Origin of the sequence: Leeuwenhoekiella nanhaiensis (assembly GCF_002744755.1) — a bacterium.
GTDB classification, from domain to species: Bacteria; Bacteroidota; Bacteroidia; order Flavobacteriales; family Flavobacteriaceae; genus Leeuwenhoekiella; species Leeuwenhoekiella nanhaiensis.
Window position 1 is genome coordinate 491426 of sequence record NZ_KZ319288.1, and the last position, 16324, is coordinate 507749.

Genomic DNA, 16324 nt, shown 5'->3' on the forward strand with positions numbered 1-16324 from the left:
TTATGAGAACACTTAAAAGCTTTTATATACTGTTTTTATTGCTAACAGTGAGTCTGCAGGCACAGCAAACACCCGCTCCTGCGGCTAGCGGTGAAATAACGCTTACCGGCGGTATTGCGCATATTGGCAATGGCGAGGTTATCGAAAACAGCCTTATTTTTATCAAAGACGGAAAAATAACCGGGGTTTACGACGCCTTAACCACCAAAAGACCTTTACGTGGAGAAATTATAAAAATTGACGGGCAGCACGTTTATCCGGGATTTATAGCCCTTGACACTACGCTTGGACTTGTTGAAATCGCGGCGGTTCGCGCCACAGAAGATCAGGATGAAATAGGCGAATACAATCCACATATCGAAGCTATTATTGCCTACAATGCCGAGTCTAAGGTGGTAGAAAGTATGCGTCCCAATGGGGTTTTACTGGCTCAAACCGTACCTCAGGGTGGTACCATTTCAGGTGAGTCATCAGTGGTTCAATTAGATGCCTGGAACTGGGAAGATGCGGTGGTTAAACGCGGTGACGGTATTCATTTAAACTGGCCCAACAGTTTTAGACGTGGTCGCTGGTGGCTGGGTGAAGACCCGGGTTATAGCCCAAATAAAGACTATGCTTCTGATATTCTTGAAGTCAAAGATTTTATGAAGCAGGCTGGAGCTTTTGAAGGGGATTCGGAAGCCGTGATGAATTTACCCTATGCTGCAATGCAGGATGTTTTAAATGGTAGTCAAAATCTTTACGTACACGTAGATTCTGAAAAGGAAATTCTGGATGTAATCAAGTTTAAGAAAGAGATGAATGTAGAGAACGTTGTACTGGTAGGTGCGTATCGCGGCTATAAAGTAGCCGACGAAATTGCGAAAGCACAAATTCCGGTGATCTTAACCCGTGTACACAGCCTTCCGGGTTCTGAAGATGATGATTACGACATCAGCTTTAAAATGGTGAAAGATCTTATGGATGCGGGAGTAACAGTTGCTCTAGGTAATAGCGGTGAATACTGGCAGTCTCGTAATGTTCCCTTTTATGCAGGTCAAACTACTGCTCACGGTTTAAGCTTTGAACAGGCCCTTCAATTAATTACCCAAAATGCTGCTGTCATTTTAGGAGTTGAAGATCAGTTGGGTACTTTAGAAGCCGGAAAAGACGCTACATTATTTGTTAGTACCGGAAATGCTTTAGAGATGAAAGGAAACAACCTTACTAAAGCAATGATCTCAGGACGTGAAATAAGTCTTGAAAGTCATCAAACCGAACTCTGGAAGCGTTATATGGAAAAATACGAGCGTACCGAATAATTCTAAATCTTTTAGTTTTAAGCATAAAAAAAGTCCGGTGATGAACCGGACTTTTACTTTTTATAAGGCTTTTGATTATTTGCCTTCCATAGCATCTAACTGAGCTTTGTATTTATCAGCATCAGCAGTATTACCTAATTGAATGTGGATGTTGTACAAAGTACGCACAGCTTCGATATTAGGCTCATCACCTGCAATTGCTTTTTCTAAATAAGGAACTGCATCCTCATAAAGTTTAAGACGCTCTTTCTTCAACTCTTCATATTTAGCATTGTCTGATTTGGTATTCCCTAAAGAATTCATCTTCTCAATGATTTCTTTATCTTTTCCTAGCATCAAAGCAGCAATATTTAAGTTCGCAGCAGCATAATTTGGATCAATTTCCAAAGCTTTGTTATAATAACCCATTGCTTTTTCAGTATTTCCTGCTTTTGCCGCACCTACACCAAGATTGAAATACAATCCAGGATTATTAGGGTCTTTAGCAATTACTTTATCCATAGCAGCCTCATATTCTTCTGTCATATCCATTTTTAGATAAACATCAGCTGCAGAACGCAATAGTGCATCGTCATCAGGATTTTCAGCAAGAGCATCTTGAATTGCAGTTACTGCTTTGTCATTTTCACCTTCCTGTACGTAGATCAAAGCGATGTTTTTTGCAATTTCACCTGCACGAGATTCGGTAACAACAACTTTAGGATCTTCGTGAGAACCTGCTTTTACAAATAAATCTCTTTGTTGCTTAGATGGGAAAGTTTCAACTTTACCATCTTCCTTATTCACTGCCGTGTATTGTGTTTCAATACCCGTATACCCCATGTCTTTTAACTGCGTGTAATAGTTAAGTGCAGTTGCATAATCCTGACCGTTTACGGCGTTAGATGCCGCAAAATAAAGATAAGAGGTATCTTTAGGTGTAAGCGTATATAACGTATAAAGCTTATTTGCAGCCTCGCCATACTTTTCAGCATTTTGGTCATCTACAGCAGAAGAAATAACAGCATTCATAGCTTGTTGCTTAAACTGCTTTGCTTCTTCTCCGTATTTATCACCGTCATTGAATTCATAAACGGTTGTAAATGCTTCCATAGCCTTTAAAAGCTGATCGGCATTTTTATTATCCTCTCCACCAAGGTATGCTCTACCTTTAACGAAGTAATAATATTCCTTTTCTTTTTCGTCCATCTGACTCATCATCCCGGAAACCGCTTCAATTTCGGTTTGTGCCTGGGCATAACTTCCAGATTCAACGGCTTTTTCTGCAGACTTAATTTCCTTTTTCTGCGCAAAGGTTACGGCTGTAAGGGAAAGCGCCGCAAAAACTATTGATTTAGTCTTCATTATCTATTTAATTTATATTCAACTTTATTTATTCCTCTTCATCAGAAGAAGGCTTTTCAATATTTTGATTTTCTACTTTTTCATCTCCTTCAGCAACAATTCCATCTTCATCTTCAATATCGTCTTCATCTTTCTTCACTTTGGTCACTGCTGCAATGGTATCTCCATTTTTCAGATTAATAAGTCTGACACCCTGTGTGGCCCGACCCATTACCCGAAGTTCAGAAACTTCCATTCGGATAGCGATACCCGATTTATTAATGATCATTAAATCATCCTCATCGGTAACATTGTTAATAGAAACCAAGCTCCCGGTCTTTTCTGTAATGGAAATGGTTTTAACACCCTTACCACCCCGGTTTGTAACCCGGTAATCTTCAACCAGTGAACGCTTACCGTAACCGTTCTCTGAAACCACCAGTACATTAGACTCCGGATCATTAACAGCTACCATTCCTATAACTTCATCATTATCATCTGCAAGAGTTATGCCACGAACCCCGGAAGCGTTTCTTCCCATTGGTCTGGTCTTCTCTTCCTCAAAGCGAATAGCCTTACCTGATTTAACAGCCAGCATTACCTGACTGTCGCCTGTGGTAAGCTTTGCAGCCAATAATTCGTCGCCATCTTTAATGGTTATCGCGTTGATACCATTAGTTCGTGGACGGGAATACTGCTCGAGTGAGGTTTTCTTGACCTGACCTTTTTTAGTTGCCATTATGACATATCGGGAATTTATGTATTCCTCATCTTTAAGGTCATTGGTGCAAATAAAGGCTTTGACTTTATCGTCTGGTTCAATAGCTATCAGATTCTGAATTGCTCTACCTTTTGAGGTTTTACTTCCTTCCGGAATTTCAAAAACCCGCATCCAGAAACATTTTCCTTTTTGGGTGAAGAAGATCAAATACTGGTGGTTGGTTCCCACAAACAAGTGCTCCAGGAAATCTTCATTACGGGTTGTAGACCCTTTTTGACCAACACCTCCCCTATTTTGGGTTTTGTATTCCTGTAAGGAAGTACGCTTGATATACCCCGCGTGAGAAATCGTAAGAACTACTTTCTCATCAGGAATTAAATCGGTAATGGTAACATCTCCTCCGGCATAGTCTATATCGGTACGACGCTCATCACCGTATTTATCACGCACTTCAATAAGCTCTTCTTTGATGATTTCCATTCTGCGTTCTTTCTTAGCCAGAATATCTTTTAAATCTTCAATTGTTTTTAACAGCTCCTCGTATTCTTCGCGCAATTTATCCTGCTCCAGACCGGTAAGCTGACGTAAACGCATCTCTACGATTGCTCTTGCTTGAATTTCAGAAAGTTCAAAGCGTTCTATCAACTTACTTCGGGCTTCATCAGCGTTGCTACTGGCACGTATGAGTGCAATCACTTCGTCAATATTGTCTGAAGCGATAATAAGACCTTCTAAGATGTGTGCGCGCTCTTCCGCTTTTTTGAGCTCAAACTCCGTACGACGTACAACAACCTCATGGCGATGCTCCACAAAATGATGAATCATATCTTTTAGATTCAGCATTTCGGGTCTGCCATTAACAAGCGCAATATTGTTTACGCTAAATGAAGATTGAAGCGCAGTATACTTATATAAGGTATTGAGAACGATGTTTGGAATAGCATCCCGTTTTAAAACGTAAACGATGCGCATTCCTTTTCTGTCAGACTCATCGCGTATAGACGCGATACCATCAATCTTTTTCTCGTTAACAAGGTCTGCAGTTTTCTTGATCATATCAGCCTTATTCACCTGATATGGAATTTCGCTTACAATAATACACTCGCGACCTTTAACTTCCTCGATAGTGGCTTTAGCCCGCAAAACAACGCGACCACGACCTGTTTTAAATGCCTCACGAACACCCTCGTACCCGTAGATGGTTCCACCTGTAGGGAAATCTGGAGCTGTAACGTGCTGCATAAGCTCGTCTATTTCGATATCGTGGTTTTCGATATACGCGACAATACCATTAACCACTTCCGTAAGGTTGTGTGGTGGCATATTGGTCGCCATACCTACAGCAATACCGGAAGCACCATTAACCAATAACCCGGGAATACGGGTTGGAAGAACGGTGGGTTCCTTTAACGTATCGTCAAAATTGAGGGTATGATCTACTGTATCTTTATCGATATCTGCAAGCATCTCCTCAGAGATTTTACGCATCCGAGCCTCCGTATATCGCATTGCAGCAGGGCTGTCACCGTCAACAGAACCAAAGTTCCCCTGACCATCAACTAGCATATAGCGCAAACTCCACTCCTGAGCCATACGTACCATGGTATCGTAAACCGAAGTATCACCGTGAGGGTGATATTTACCCAAAACCTCTCCTACAATTCTCGCAGATTTCTTGTGAGCCGAATTGGAGCGAACTCCCAGCTCGTGCATACCAAACAAAACACGCCTGTGTACAGGCTTTAAACCGTCGCGTACGTCTGGTAAGGCACGTGACACGATGACCGACATTGAATAGTCAATGTAGGCTGATTTCATTTCATCTTCAATGTTGATAGGAATTAACTTCTCTCCTTCAGCCATATGTATTTCTATTTAAATATTGGTTTAAACACTAAGGGGCAATATACGCATTTTGACAGTGTTTTCGGGCTATATGCTAACAGCCAACCTCAGTTTTTATTAACAAAAATTAGTTTTCGTTTTTGATAAGTATGCTTAACTTCCATTGTAGCTTTCAAAGTAATTTTGTCAATTTACTAACAGCATTGCAAACGGAACGGTTTTTGACTTAATTATTGAAAACCTAAGAAAAGACAGGAGCGAATATGGATGATAATTTTTCACCCCGAGTTAAAGATGTAATCGCCTACAGCAAAGAAGAAGCTTTGCGACTGGGTCACGATTTTATAGGCACCGAGCATTTAATGCTTGGGCTTTTGCGTGATGGCAGTGGTAAGGCTATCGAAATACTTCAGGCACTTGACGTTGACCTTAATCATTTGCGTCGCAAGGTAGAAATACTGAGCCCCGCAAATCCGGGAACCGGAATGGCCAGCAATGAAAAGAAAAATTTGCACCTCACCAGACAGGCCGAGCGTGCTCTAAAAACAACATTTTTAGAAGCTAAACTTTTTCAAAGTTCTTCTATAAACACGGCGCATCTTCTGCTTTGCGTGTTACGTAATGAAAACGATCCTACGACTAAATTACTAAACAAGCTCAAAGTAGATTATGATAACGTAAAAGATCAATTTAAGCTTATGATGACTAGTGATGACGACTATATAGAGCCTATAAAAGCAGAATCTTTTAGCGACGATGACAATACCGCAGACTCGCAAAAAGAGAATCCTTTTAATACGCCGGGAAATAAAGCCAATAAAAAATCTAAAACTCCGGTTTTAGATAACTTCGGTAGGGACCTAACTGCGCTGGCCGAAGAGGACAAATTAGATCCGGTGGTAGGCCGTGAAAAAGAAATAGAGCGCGTTTCTCAGATTTTGAGCAGACGTAAAAAGAATAACCCGCTACTAATAGGTGAACCCGGTGTTGGTAAATCTGCCATTGCCGAAGGTCTTGCTTTACGCATTGTAAAACGAAAAGTTTCCCGTATTCTTTTTGACAAGCGTGTTGTAACGCTTGATTTGGCCAGTCTTGTAGCAGGTACCAAGTATCGAGGTCAGTTTGAAGAGCGTATGAAAGCAGTGATGAATGAACTAGAGAAAAACTCTGACATCATTCTGTTTATTGACGAGATTCATACTATAGTAGGTGCCGGAGGCGCTACAGGCTCTTTAGATGCCAGTAATATGTTTAAGCCGGCTCTTGCGCGTGGCGAAATTCAATGCATCGGTGCAACCACATTAGATGAATACAGACAGTACATCGAAAAGGATGGTGCTCTAGAGCGTCGTTTTCAAAAAGTTATTGTTGAACCTACTAATGAAGAAGAAACGATTGAAATACTTAACAACATTAAAGATAAGTATGAAGATCACCACAATGTAATTTACACGCCCGAAGCGATTAAGGCTTGTGTGACGCTGACCAGTCGTTATATGACCGATCGGTTTTTACCGGATAAAGCTATTGATGCACTGGATGAAGCCGGTTCACGAGTACACATTATTAATATTGATGTACCAAAGAAAATTCTTGATCTGGAGCGTCAGTTAGAAGAAGTGCGTGAGCGTAAGAATTCTGTTGTCAAAAAACAGAAATATGAAGAAGCTGCTAAACTGCGAGACGATGAGAAGAATCTTGAAAAAGAACTTGCATCAGCTCAGCAAAGCTGGGAAGAAGACTCAAAACAGCATCGTGAGACCGTTACTGAAGACAATGTTGCTGATGTAGTATCTATGATGAGCGGTATTCCTGTAAACCGAATTGCTCAAACTGAAAGCAATAAACTTGCAGAATTGCCACAGTCTATAAAATCAAAAGTAATAGGTCAGGATGAAGCTGTTGCCAAAGTAGCGAAAGCTATACAGCGTAACCGTGCAGGACTTAAAGATCCTCAAAAACCTATTGGTTCTTTCATCTTTTTAGGTCAGACTGGTGTGGGTAAAACTCAATTGGCTAAAATTTTGGCGACCGAATTGTTTGACAATGAAGATTCATTGATTCGTATCGATATGAGTGAATATATGGAGAAATTTGCAATCTCCAGACTTATTGGTGCGCCTCCGGGATATGTAGGTTACGAAGAAGGTGGTCAGCTTACTGAAAAAGTACGCAGAAAACCCTATTCTGTAGTATTGCTTGATGAGATAGAAAAAGCACACCCTGACGTATTTAATATGCTACTTCAGGTTTTAGACGATGGCTATATCACCGACTCTTTAGGTCGAAAAATCGACTTCAGGAATACGGTAATCATTATGACTTCAAACATCGGAGCTCGTAAGATCAAAGATTTTGGTCAGGGAGTTGGTTTTGGCACCGCGGCGCGTAAAGAACAGGCCGATGAAAATGCCAAAGGAATTATTCAGCAGGCACTTAAAAAAGCATTTGCTCCAGAATTCCTTAACCGAGTAGATGACGTTATCGTATTTAATGCCTTAGAGCGTGAAGAGATTCACAAAATCATCGACATCGAGCTTAAAAAGCTTTACAAGCGTATTGAAGCTTTAGGATACAATCTTCAGCTTTCAGATCAAGCTAAAGATTTTATAGGCGATAAAGGATTTGATAAGGATTATGGCGCGAGACCTCTTAAGCGAGCTATTCAAAAATATATTGAAGATGCTCTAGCCGAAGAGATTATAACTGCTAACCTTCAGGAAGGTGATACCATTTATATGGACATTGAAGAAGGAAAAGAAGAACTCAGTATTCGGATTGAGAAAACTGAAAATTCAGCTCAATCGTAAACAGACGTTTTTTTAAAAATTTAAAAACCGCCATTTAGGCGGTTTTTTTATGTAATTTCATAAAGCCAAATCATAAGAAAACAATGAGGTAGAATGACTACACGTTTGGATTTAGAAATTGGAATTTTAGAATTCTATGATCATTTTGTAATTGGTTTGGTTAACCCTGATGTAAATTTTGGTCAAAAGGAACGTTTACTATTTTTAAAAGCCTGTTTAGAACACTTTAAAGAAAAGCCCTTCGGTTATATTTCTGTTAGAACCTTCTCCTACAGTATTGATCCGTTGATTTATTTGGAACTGAATAAAGTTGAATCTCTGAAGGCTTTTGCCGTTGTGTATTATTCTAAAGTGGGCAAGGGAAATGCAGAACTGGAGGGGCAATTCTACAAAAAGCTTTTTGGTATTTTTGAAACACAATCTGAAGCTATGAAGTGGATGACACAACAGATAAAGCCTGACTAATTAAACTATCTTGATAGAAAGTCACTTTGCTTTCAACGAACACAAAGACTTTATTTCAAAAGAAGCCTGAACATAGTATAACCCTCTGGCCGAACCAAAAAAAAGATGCTAATTAGCATCTTTTTTACTCTGTTAATTTTTCACCCGAATGGGTATTGTTCGTACATCTTTTTCGGTTTTGATGAGAAAGGTATACACCCACATCAATGTAAATGATGGAATAATATCTGTAAATGGTAATATTTCCTCAATAAAAACCAATACCGAAGCTATTTTTCCGTTTCTGCCGGGATACATTTCGCCCATTTTTTTAGCAGCGTAAGGAGCCCAGGCCAGATCTAAAAAAGGACCTACAACAGGTATTGACATCGTGGCCACACCTATTAGATCAAATAAAATTCCTTTAAATAGTAAGTTATAATTAAGTACTCTCATAGTCTTAGTTTTTACAATATGAGTACCAAAAAACCTGCCAAAGTTTAAGACAGATCGTTTGATATTAATTTAAGAAACTCATTACGCGTTTCATTATTTTCAAATTGCCCTCTAAATCCTGAAGTGGTAGTTGTTGAATTTTGTTTTTGAACACCGCGCATCATCATGCACATATGTGAAGCTTCAATCACCACTGCAACACCCTGAGGTTTTAAAGTTTGATTAATGCACTCTAAGATATTATGTGTAAGACGCTCCTGAACCTGAAGACGCCTTGCAAATACATCGACAATACGGGGTATTTTACTTAGACCAACTATATGACCATTTGGAATATAGGCAATGTGCGCCTTTCCAAAGAAAGGTAATAAATGGTGCTCGCAAAGCGAATACAACTCAATATTCTTAACGATTACCATTTCGTTATAATCTTCCTTAAACATGGCGCCTCTCAAAATTTCGGAAGCATCTACATCGTAACCACTGGTTAGATACATCATGGCCTTTGCAGCGCGCTCAGGAGTTTTAACTATTCCTTCCCGATCTACGTCTTCGCCCAAATCAGCGATTATAGATTTATAACGGGCCTTAACATCTTCCTGAACTTCGATGTTATACTCTTCAAATTTTTGATAGGGTGACATAATTTTTGGTTTTAAATTTTATTGAGGCGAGATCCTAACGGTATTCGGGCAATAATTTATGCTGATACAGCTTTTTAATCTTATTGATTTTAGGATCTATTATAAACTGGCAATAGCCCTGTAAGGGGTGATTATTATAAAACTCCTGGTGCTCTTCTTCCGCATAGTAAAAAGGTTTAGCTTCCGTCACCTCGGTTACTATTTTAGAATCAAAGATCTGCTCCTCTTCAAGATATTTTATAAAACCTTCAGCCTCTTTTCTTTGACTCTCATCATGATAAAAAATAGCGCTTCGGTATTGCGTACCCACATCATTACCCTGTCTGTTTAAAGTTGTAGGATCGTGTGTGGTAAAAAATATCTGGAGCAATTCTTTATAGGAAATAAGGCTGGGGTCATACTCAAGCTCAATGCCTTCTGCGTGACCGGTACGTCCCTGGCAAACCTCGCGATAGGGTGGGTTTTTAATCTGACCACCGGTATAACCGCTACGCACATTATAGACTCCGGTAAATCGTTGAAATACAGCTTCCGTACACCAGAAGCAACCGCTGGCGAACGTAGCCTTAACTAAATTTCTTTTCATAGCTAAACAAAGATAAAATCTCATTAACAGGTTAAAACGAGTTTAACCTTTTGTTAATACATTTCTTCAAAAGATTAAACAAAATAGTATAAAAACCGCATATACATCTTTAATTATTATGCCGAATAGTATCTTTGGCACCAAAATAAAAAGCGGTTTGAATAGCCGAAGTTAAGTCGTTTAGCATCTTCTGAACTTACTAAGCTGATATCGCACGACAGATTTCCTAATAAACATCTAGCTGATGATTGTAGCAGAACATATATATAAATCCTACGGAGATGTACAAATACTCAAAGGAGTAGATTTACAAATTTCTGAAGGAGAGATTGTGTCTATAGTAGGTGCCAGCGGCGCGGGTAAGACAACCCTATTGCAAATACTCGGTACTCTTGATATCGCAGACCGTCATCAGGATACCCATTTGCGCATTAATGATGTAAACATACCGGCACTAAGCCAGAAGGAACTGAGTAAATTCCGCAATCTGAATATTGGATTTATTTTTCAGTTCCATCAGCTTTTACCTGAGTTTACTGCACTTGAAAATGTCTGCATTCCGGCATTTATCGCCCGAAAGAGCAAAGCAGAGACTGAAAAACGTGCCAAAGAGCTTCTAGGCTTCTTAGGCTTATCACATCGTATAAACCACAAACCCGGACAACTCTCTGGCGGCGAACAGCAACGAGTAGCTGTAGCCCGGTCTTTAATCAATGAACCCGCACTGATACTGGCTGATGAACCTTCCGGAAACCTGGACAGCGAGTCTGCAGAAAATCTGCATCAATTATTTTTCAAACTTCGCGACACGTACAATCAGACCTTTGTAATCGTAACGCATAACGAAGATCTTGCTGCAATGGCAGATCGCAAACTTACTATGGTAGATGGCAAAATCATCTCTTAAACTCAAAAGAAGTGAGCTTAAAGAATTTCTGGACGAAAAGGCCAACTATTACGAGAATCCAAAATTTATAGGAACAGATCCCATTCAGATTCCACATCGGTTCAGCAAGAAAGAGGACATCGAAATCATTGGTTTTCTGGTAGCCACAATCGCCTGGGGTAATCGTAAAAGTATTATCACAAACAGCAATAAGCTGGTTGAGTTTCTCGAAAACAATCCTCACGATTTTGTGATTAATCATTCTCAGGATGATCTAAAACCGCTGCAAACTTTTGTACACCGAACCTTTAATGGGGAAGATCTTTCGACCTTTATAACAGCTCTTAGACATATTTATTTAAAATATGATGGCTTAGAATCCGTTTTTAGTAACACTATTGAAAACAAAAATTTGCAGACCAGCATACATCATTTTAAAAACCGGTTTTTTGAAGTTGACCATCTTCCGCGTACGCGCAAACACGTAAGCGATCCTTTAAAGAAATCAGCAGCAAAACGCATCAATATGTTTCTAAGATGGATGGTACGCCCTGCTGATGCCGGAGTAGATTTCGGGATTTGGAAAAGCATCTCTCCTGCCCTGCTTTCCTGCCCGCTTGATGTGCATTCAGGCAGAGTAGCTCGACAATTGGGATTATTAAAGCGGAAACAAAACGATGCCTCAGCTTTAGCTGAACTTGACAGGAATCTCAGAAAATTTGATCCAAAAGACCCTGTAAAATATGATTTTGCCCTATTCGGCCTAAGTGCCTTTGAAAAGGAATTATTTTAGGCCTAAAACACAAATTTCAAAGAAAAATGTGTCAGTATGGCTCTAATTAAATTCTGTGGCATAATTTTAGAAAGAGGTGACCTGCTTTTAAACCAACCAATACCATGCAAATACCGGCTTTACCTACTTTTGAATCTGAACGCCTTATTGAACTGGAAGAACTTCAGCTCTCTCACGAGCCTGATGCTAACTATGATGTTATTACCCGTCTGGCTTCCTCCATATGTAATGCACCTATTGCGCTAATCACAATTATAGATTCTGAAAAGCAGTATTTTAAATCAAAAATAGGTACAGATATTTGCGATACAGACCGCGATATTTCCTTCTGCTCCCATGCAATTTTAAATCCAAGAGAAATTACGATTGTCAATGATGCGCGTAAAGATCCGCGGTTTATGAACAACCCGCTCACGAAAGAGGAAACTCCCGTGATTTTTTACGTAGGGGTACCTTTGCTTACCAAAAAAGGAAATCCTCTGGGTACGCTTTGCGTAATAGACAGTAAACCAAGAACACTTACAGATTCGCAGATAGCGTCACTTCGTGACCTGGCAAGCCAGGTAGAAAACCTTTTTGAGTTGCGTAGAAACAATCTCAAATTACTTGAAATTGAGCTTTTACTACAGAAGAAGAATGAGCAATTGCGAAAGTTTGCAGGCACTGTTTCTCACGATATGAAAATGCCTCTGGCCAATATGATCGTTACTACAGATATCTTAAGAGCCAAATACGCTCCGCTATTCGATACGCAGGGTAATAACTATTTATCGTACCTCAAACAATCCTCATTTTCATTGAGTGATTATATTGACAACCTGCTCTCTTATTACGAGAGTGAGGAGCAGTCTATTGAAAAAGCTGAGGCTTTTGAACTGCAGGATCTTTTAGAAGAGCTCATAGACCTTCTAAATATAAACGAAGATTACATCATCAACCTGCCCGAAAACCCTTTCGAGCTGGTAACTAACAAATCTGCCGTCAACCAGATTTTGCTGAATTTAATTACCAACAGTCTCAAATATAACGACAAGGAAACCGGTATTATAAACATAAAATGTACTCAGGATCACGCCTATTACTACATTCAGGTATCTGATAATGGGAAGGGAATACCAAAAGATAAGCAGGAAAGCATTTTTGATTTATTCAGTACAGCTACCGAAGCAGATAATAAAGGAAAAAAAGGTAATGGTATAGGGCTTTCAACCGTTAGAAACCTGGTTCAAAGCCTTGGCGGAATTATTAGTGTTAGCAGCGAAGAGGGAAAAGGCGCAACCTTTGATTTTACGATCAAAAAAGTATCTTCCTAAATTAAAAACTCCTAATTTAGGCCTGTCAATTGCCCGCTCTATGCAGTTTAAAAATCCCGAAATTCTCTACTTCCTTTTTTTACTGCTAATTCCTATTCTTATTCATTTATTTCAGCTGCGACGCTTTAAAAAAACAGCTTTTACCAATGTTGTTTTTTTAGAAAATGTGGTACAAAATACCCGAAAGAGTAACACGCTAAAAAAATGGCTCATTCTATTTACCAGACTTTTAGCTATTGCAGGTGTCGTTTTTGCTTTTGCCCGACCTTTTATTCCGGAGACCGAGACCGCCCTAAAAAAACAGGAAACGGTCTTATTTATTGATAATTCCTTCAGTATGCAGGCTAAAGGCCAAAAGGGAAGCCTTCTGAATGAAATTAAGCAGGATTTAATCGCTGCTTTACCTAAGGGAAAAACACTTACGCTTGCGACCTGGGATGAAGTATATACAGACTTTGATCCTGCCGAAGACCGTTCAGAATTATTGGATTTAGAATATGCTGCTGCAACAAAATCTCAGGAGAATCTGATGCTGCAGTTGCAGTCCCTGTTTTCAGACGATCTCACAACCACTAAGCAGTTAATAGTATTGAGTGACTTTCAGAGCTTAAAACCTCTTAAAGATCAAGACTCAACGGGATTAACGATTCATAACGTACAACTTAAGCCGGTAGAATACACTAATATTGCTATTGACAGTCTGAGTTCTGAAATGCAGTCAACGACTCTAAAGTTTAGTGTTGCCTTATCTTCTTCAGTGCCACTTGAGACTCAGGTTCCGGTATCCGTTTACAATGGAAATCAACTGCTTACCAAGGCTACAGCTAACTTTAAAAACAGAGATACGGCTTCGGTTTCCTTCAGTCTTGAAAATCAGAGTCCAATAGCAGGAAAACTAAGTATCGAAGACCCAAATCTTACCTATGACAATCAGTTTTATTTTGCCACCGGCGCGCAAAAACCATTAAAGGTTTTAGCCATTGCCAATGCCGATTCTGATTTCATTAACCGTCTGTTTCGTGCTCCTGACTATGATCTTAGCGTGGTTCAGTCAACAGAGTTGGATTATAGTATGTTAGCAGATCAAAACCTGATTATCTTAAATGAATTGAATAGCGTTCCTTCGGCACTGGTCAACCTGCTTCAGACGCATACCGCTCAGGGCGGAACTTTGATTTTGATTCCTTCGGCTGATGCCCGAGAGGAAGTCTACACCCCCTTACTTGGCGCGTATGGGTTTGCGCCATTTGGCGAAAAAAACACAGCTGCACAACGCATTACAACTATAAATTACGATCACCCACTTTATCAGGATGTCTTTAGCGGAAGAACCTCAAACCTGCAGTCTCACGTATTGCAGTCTTATTTTCCGCTCAACAGCAGCGAAAGCATTCTGGGTCTGGAGAATGGAGCCGCTTTTCTCGCTGCGCGAAATGGACTTTACGTTTTTACAGGCGCGCTAAGCACAGCAAACAGCAATTTTATTAACGGTCAGCTTATCGTACCCACTTTTGATAAGATTGCTTCCGAAGCTTTAAAGGCCCCAAGATTGTATTATACTTTTGGTGCCGATTCTGCTTTCGAAATTGAAGCCGATCTACCTGAGGACGCGGTAGTAGTTCTTGAGCGTGAAGATGCTCAAATCATTCCGCTTCAGGAAAAACGCGGTTCAAAAATTACAATTTCAGAAACCCCCGGACTTAACAAAGCTGGTGTGTACGCATTAAAATACAAGCAGGATACTTTGGCGCTCGTCGCCTATAATTACAACCGCTTAGAAAGTAAACTTAGCGAACAAACTTTCGCAAATGATCAAACCTCAGAAGAAGTTGCAGGTCTTATAAATGAGCTTCAGGAAGCTTCAAATCTTAATCTTCTTTCCAAATGGTTTGTTATTTTTGCACTGTTTGCATTTCTCGCTGAAATGCTCATCTTAAAATTCTTTAAATGAACGCACGCATAGTCCAGGCCACACTTCTTGACGAACATCACGAGCTCCACGGTAAAAAAGTGGATCTACGCATAGAAAACGGGACGCTTACTGAAATAGGAACAACGCTTTCTGCTAAAAGTGGCGAAGAAACTCTTGAGTTTGAAAACCTCATGGTTTCTGCGGGTTGGTTTGACTCTAGTGTGAGTATGGGTGAACCCGGGTATGAAGAACGCGAGACCCTCAAAAACGGACTTGAAGTCGCTGCAAAAAGCGGATTTACTGCAGTTGCCGTAAATCCCAACACCAAACCGGTAGCTGACGATAGTTCGGTAATAAGTTATCTAAAAAATAAATCGGCTGGTCACGCGGTAGACCTCTACCCTATTGGCGCCCTTACCCAAAATGGAGACGGGATAGATCTGGCTGAATTGTATGACATGCAGCAGGCCGGTGCGGTGGCCTTTGGAGATTATCAGCACGCCGTAAAGAATCCCAATTTATTAAAGCTGGCGCTTCAGTACACTCAGGGTTTTGATGGTCTTGTTTTATCCTTTCCGCAGGAAGATGATTTGGTCATCAAGGGTATGGCTAATGAAGGTGAAACTGCGATTAAACTGGGTCTAAAAGGTATACCTGCTCTTGCAGAGCATTTGCAAATTGCAAGGGATTTGTATTTACTGGAATACGCAGGCGGAAAACTTCATATCCCTACGATCTCAACGGCGCAGAGCGTAGCGTTGATAAAAGCGGCAAAAGAAAAAGGGCTTGATGTAAGCTGCAGCGTTGCGATAAGCAATTTATTTTTTACAGATGATGCCCTAAACGATTTTGACACCCGCTTTAAAGTACTGCCTCCGCTTCGTACCAATGAGGACCGAAAAGCGCTGATCGCCGGTCTTGAAGACGGTACCATTGATATGGTGACCAGTGACCACAATCCGCTGGATATTGAGTTGAAAAAGCTCGAATTTGATCACGCCAGATTTGGCACGATTGCTCAGGAAGCAACGCTTGGAGCCCTGCTCCAACTTGTTTCCCCTGAAGTAGCTGTAAAAACACTTACCAATGGAAGAGAACGATTTACCGGTAATAAAGCTCAGATTAAAACCGGTGAGCCGGTCAATTTAACGCTCTTTACGACTGAGGGTTCTCAGATCTTTACCAAAGAACACATCCGTTCCAAATCTAAGAATGCTGCGTTTTTAGGTTCAGAACTGAAAGGAAAAGTCTATGGTATTATAGCCAAAAATCAATTTATAGCGTCGTAAA

13 protein-coding genes are annotated in these 16324 nt (G+C 40.2%); 8 read left to right on the top strand and 5 right to left on the bottom strand.

The window, feature by feature from the left end; translation table 11 throughout:
- Positions 1-2 precede the first annotated feature (2 nt).
- Positions 3-1301 (top strand): amidohydrolase family protein, encoded by a 1299-nt coding sequence (locus tag CJ305_RS05880; RefSeq protein WP_099645312.1) that lies wholly within the window; start codon positions 3-5, stop codon positions 1299-1301.
- A gap of 75 nt (positions 1302-1376) precedes the next feature.
- On the opposite strand, the gene CJ305_RS05885 is transcribed toward CJ305_RS05880, so the two are convergent.
- Together CJ305_RS05885 and gyrA are read right to left on the bottom strand one after the other, a co-directional pair.
- Positions 1377-2645 carry a tetratricopeptide repeat protein gene (locus CJ305_RS05885; RefSeq protein ID WP_099645313.1) on the bottom strand — a complete coding sequence of 423 codons (1269 nt, stop codon included), beginning with the start codon at positions 2643-2645 and terminating at the stop codon, positions 1377-1379.
- A gap of 28 nt (positions 2646-2673) precedes the next feature.
- Entirely contained in the window at positions 2674-5208 is a 2535-nt protein-coding gene (gene gyrA, locus CJ305_RS05890; protein ID WP_099645314.1) for a DNA gyrase subunit A, read from the bottom strand.
- Positions 5209-5453: 245 nt separating this feature from the next.
- On the opposite strand from gyrA, the gene CJ305_RS05895 reads away from it, so the two are divergent.
- Both CJ305_RS05895 and CJ305_RS05900 read left to right on the top strand, forming a co-directional pair.
- Complete coding sequence (locus tag CJ305_RS05895; protein WP_099645315.1) at positions 5454-8000, top strand: ATP-dependent Clp protease ATP-binding subunit; 2547 nt, start codon at positions 5454-5456, stop codon at positions 7998-8000.
- Positions 8001-8093: 93 nt separating this feature from the next.
- Positions 8094-8465 (top strand): hypothetical protein, encoded by a 372-nt coding sequence (locus CJ305_RS05900; protein WP_099645316.1) that lies wholly within the window; start codon positions 8094-8096, stop codon positions 8463-8465.
- Positions 8466-8597: 132 nt separating this feature from the next.
- Here the strand turns inward: CJ305_RS05900 and CJ305_RS05905 are convergent, their stop codons facing one another.
- The 3 genes from CJ305_RS05905 to msrA are packed head-to-tail and all read right to left on the bottom strand — an operon-like array spanning position 8598 to position 10130.
- The gene (locus CJ305_RS05905; RefSeq protein ID WP_099645317.1) at positions 8598-8900 is read right to left on the bottom strand and encodes a hypothetical protein; all 303 of its coding nucleotides are present in this window, start codon (positions 8898-8900) and stop codon (positions 8598-8600) included.
- A gap of 44 nt (positions 8901-8944) precedes the next feature.
- Complete coding sequence (gene folE, locus CJ305_RS05910) at positions 8945-9544, bottom strand: GTP cyclohydrolase I FolE (RefSeq protein ID WP_099645318.1); 600 nt, start codon at positions 9542-9544, stop codon at positions 8945-8947.
- A gap of 34 nt (positions 9545-9578) precedes the next feature.
- Positions 9579-10130, bottom strand: coding sequence for a peptide-methionine (S)-S-oxide reductase MsrA (gene msrA / locus CJ305_RS05915; protein ID WP_099645474.1), 552 nt, complete (start codon positions 10128-10130; stop codon positions 9579-9581).
- Positions 10131-10374: 244 nt separating this feature from the next.
- Here msrA and CJ305_RS05920 point away from each other — a divergent pair, with 244 nt between their 5' ends.
- The 5 genes from CJ305_RS05920 to CJ305_RS05940 all read left to right on the top strand — a co-directional run bounded on the left by CJ305_RS05920 (position 10375) and on the right by CJ305_RS05940 (position 16323).
- Entirely contained in the window at positions 10375-11037 is a 663-nt protein-coding gene (locus CJ305_RS05920) for an ABC transporter ATP-binding protein (protein ID WP_099645319.1), read from the top strand.
- Entirely contained in the window at positions 11018-11809 is a 792-nt protein-coding gene (locus CJ305_RS05925) for a TIGR02757 family protein (protein ID WP_099645320.1), read from the top strand. Before CJ305_RS05920 ends, CJ305_RS05925 begins: the two co-directional genes overlap by 20 nt.
- A 104-nt stretch (positions 11810-11913) precedes the next feature.
- On the top strand, positions 11914-13122 hold the full coding sequence (locus tag CJ305_RS05930) for a GAF domain-containing sensor histidine kinase (RefSeq protein ID WP_099645321.1): 1209 nt from the start codon (positions 11914-11916) through the stop codon (positions 13120-13122).
- A gap of 40 nt (positions 13123-13162) precedes the next feature.
- Complete coding sequence (locus CJ305_RS05935; RefSeq protein WP_099645322.1) at positions 13163-15073, top strand: BatA domain-containing protein; 1911 nt, start codon at positions 13163-13165, stop codon at positions 15071-15073.
- Positions 15070-16323 (top strand): dihydroorotase, encoded by a 1254-nt coding sequence (locus tag CJ305_RS05940; RefSeq protein WP_099645323.1) that lies wholly within the window; start codon positions 15070-15072, stop codon positions 16321-16323. Before CJ305_RS05935 ends, CJ305_RS05940 begins: the two co-directional genes overlap by 4 nt.
- The last annotated feature ends 1 nt before the right edge of the window (position 16324 follow it).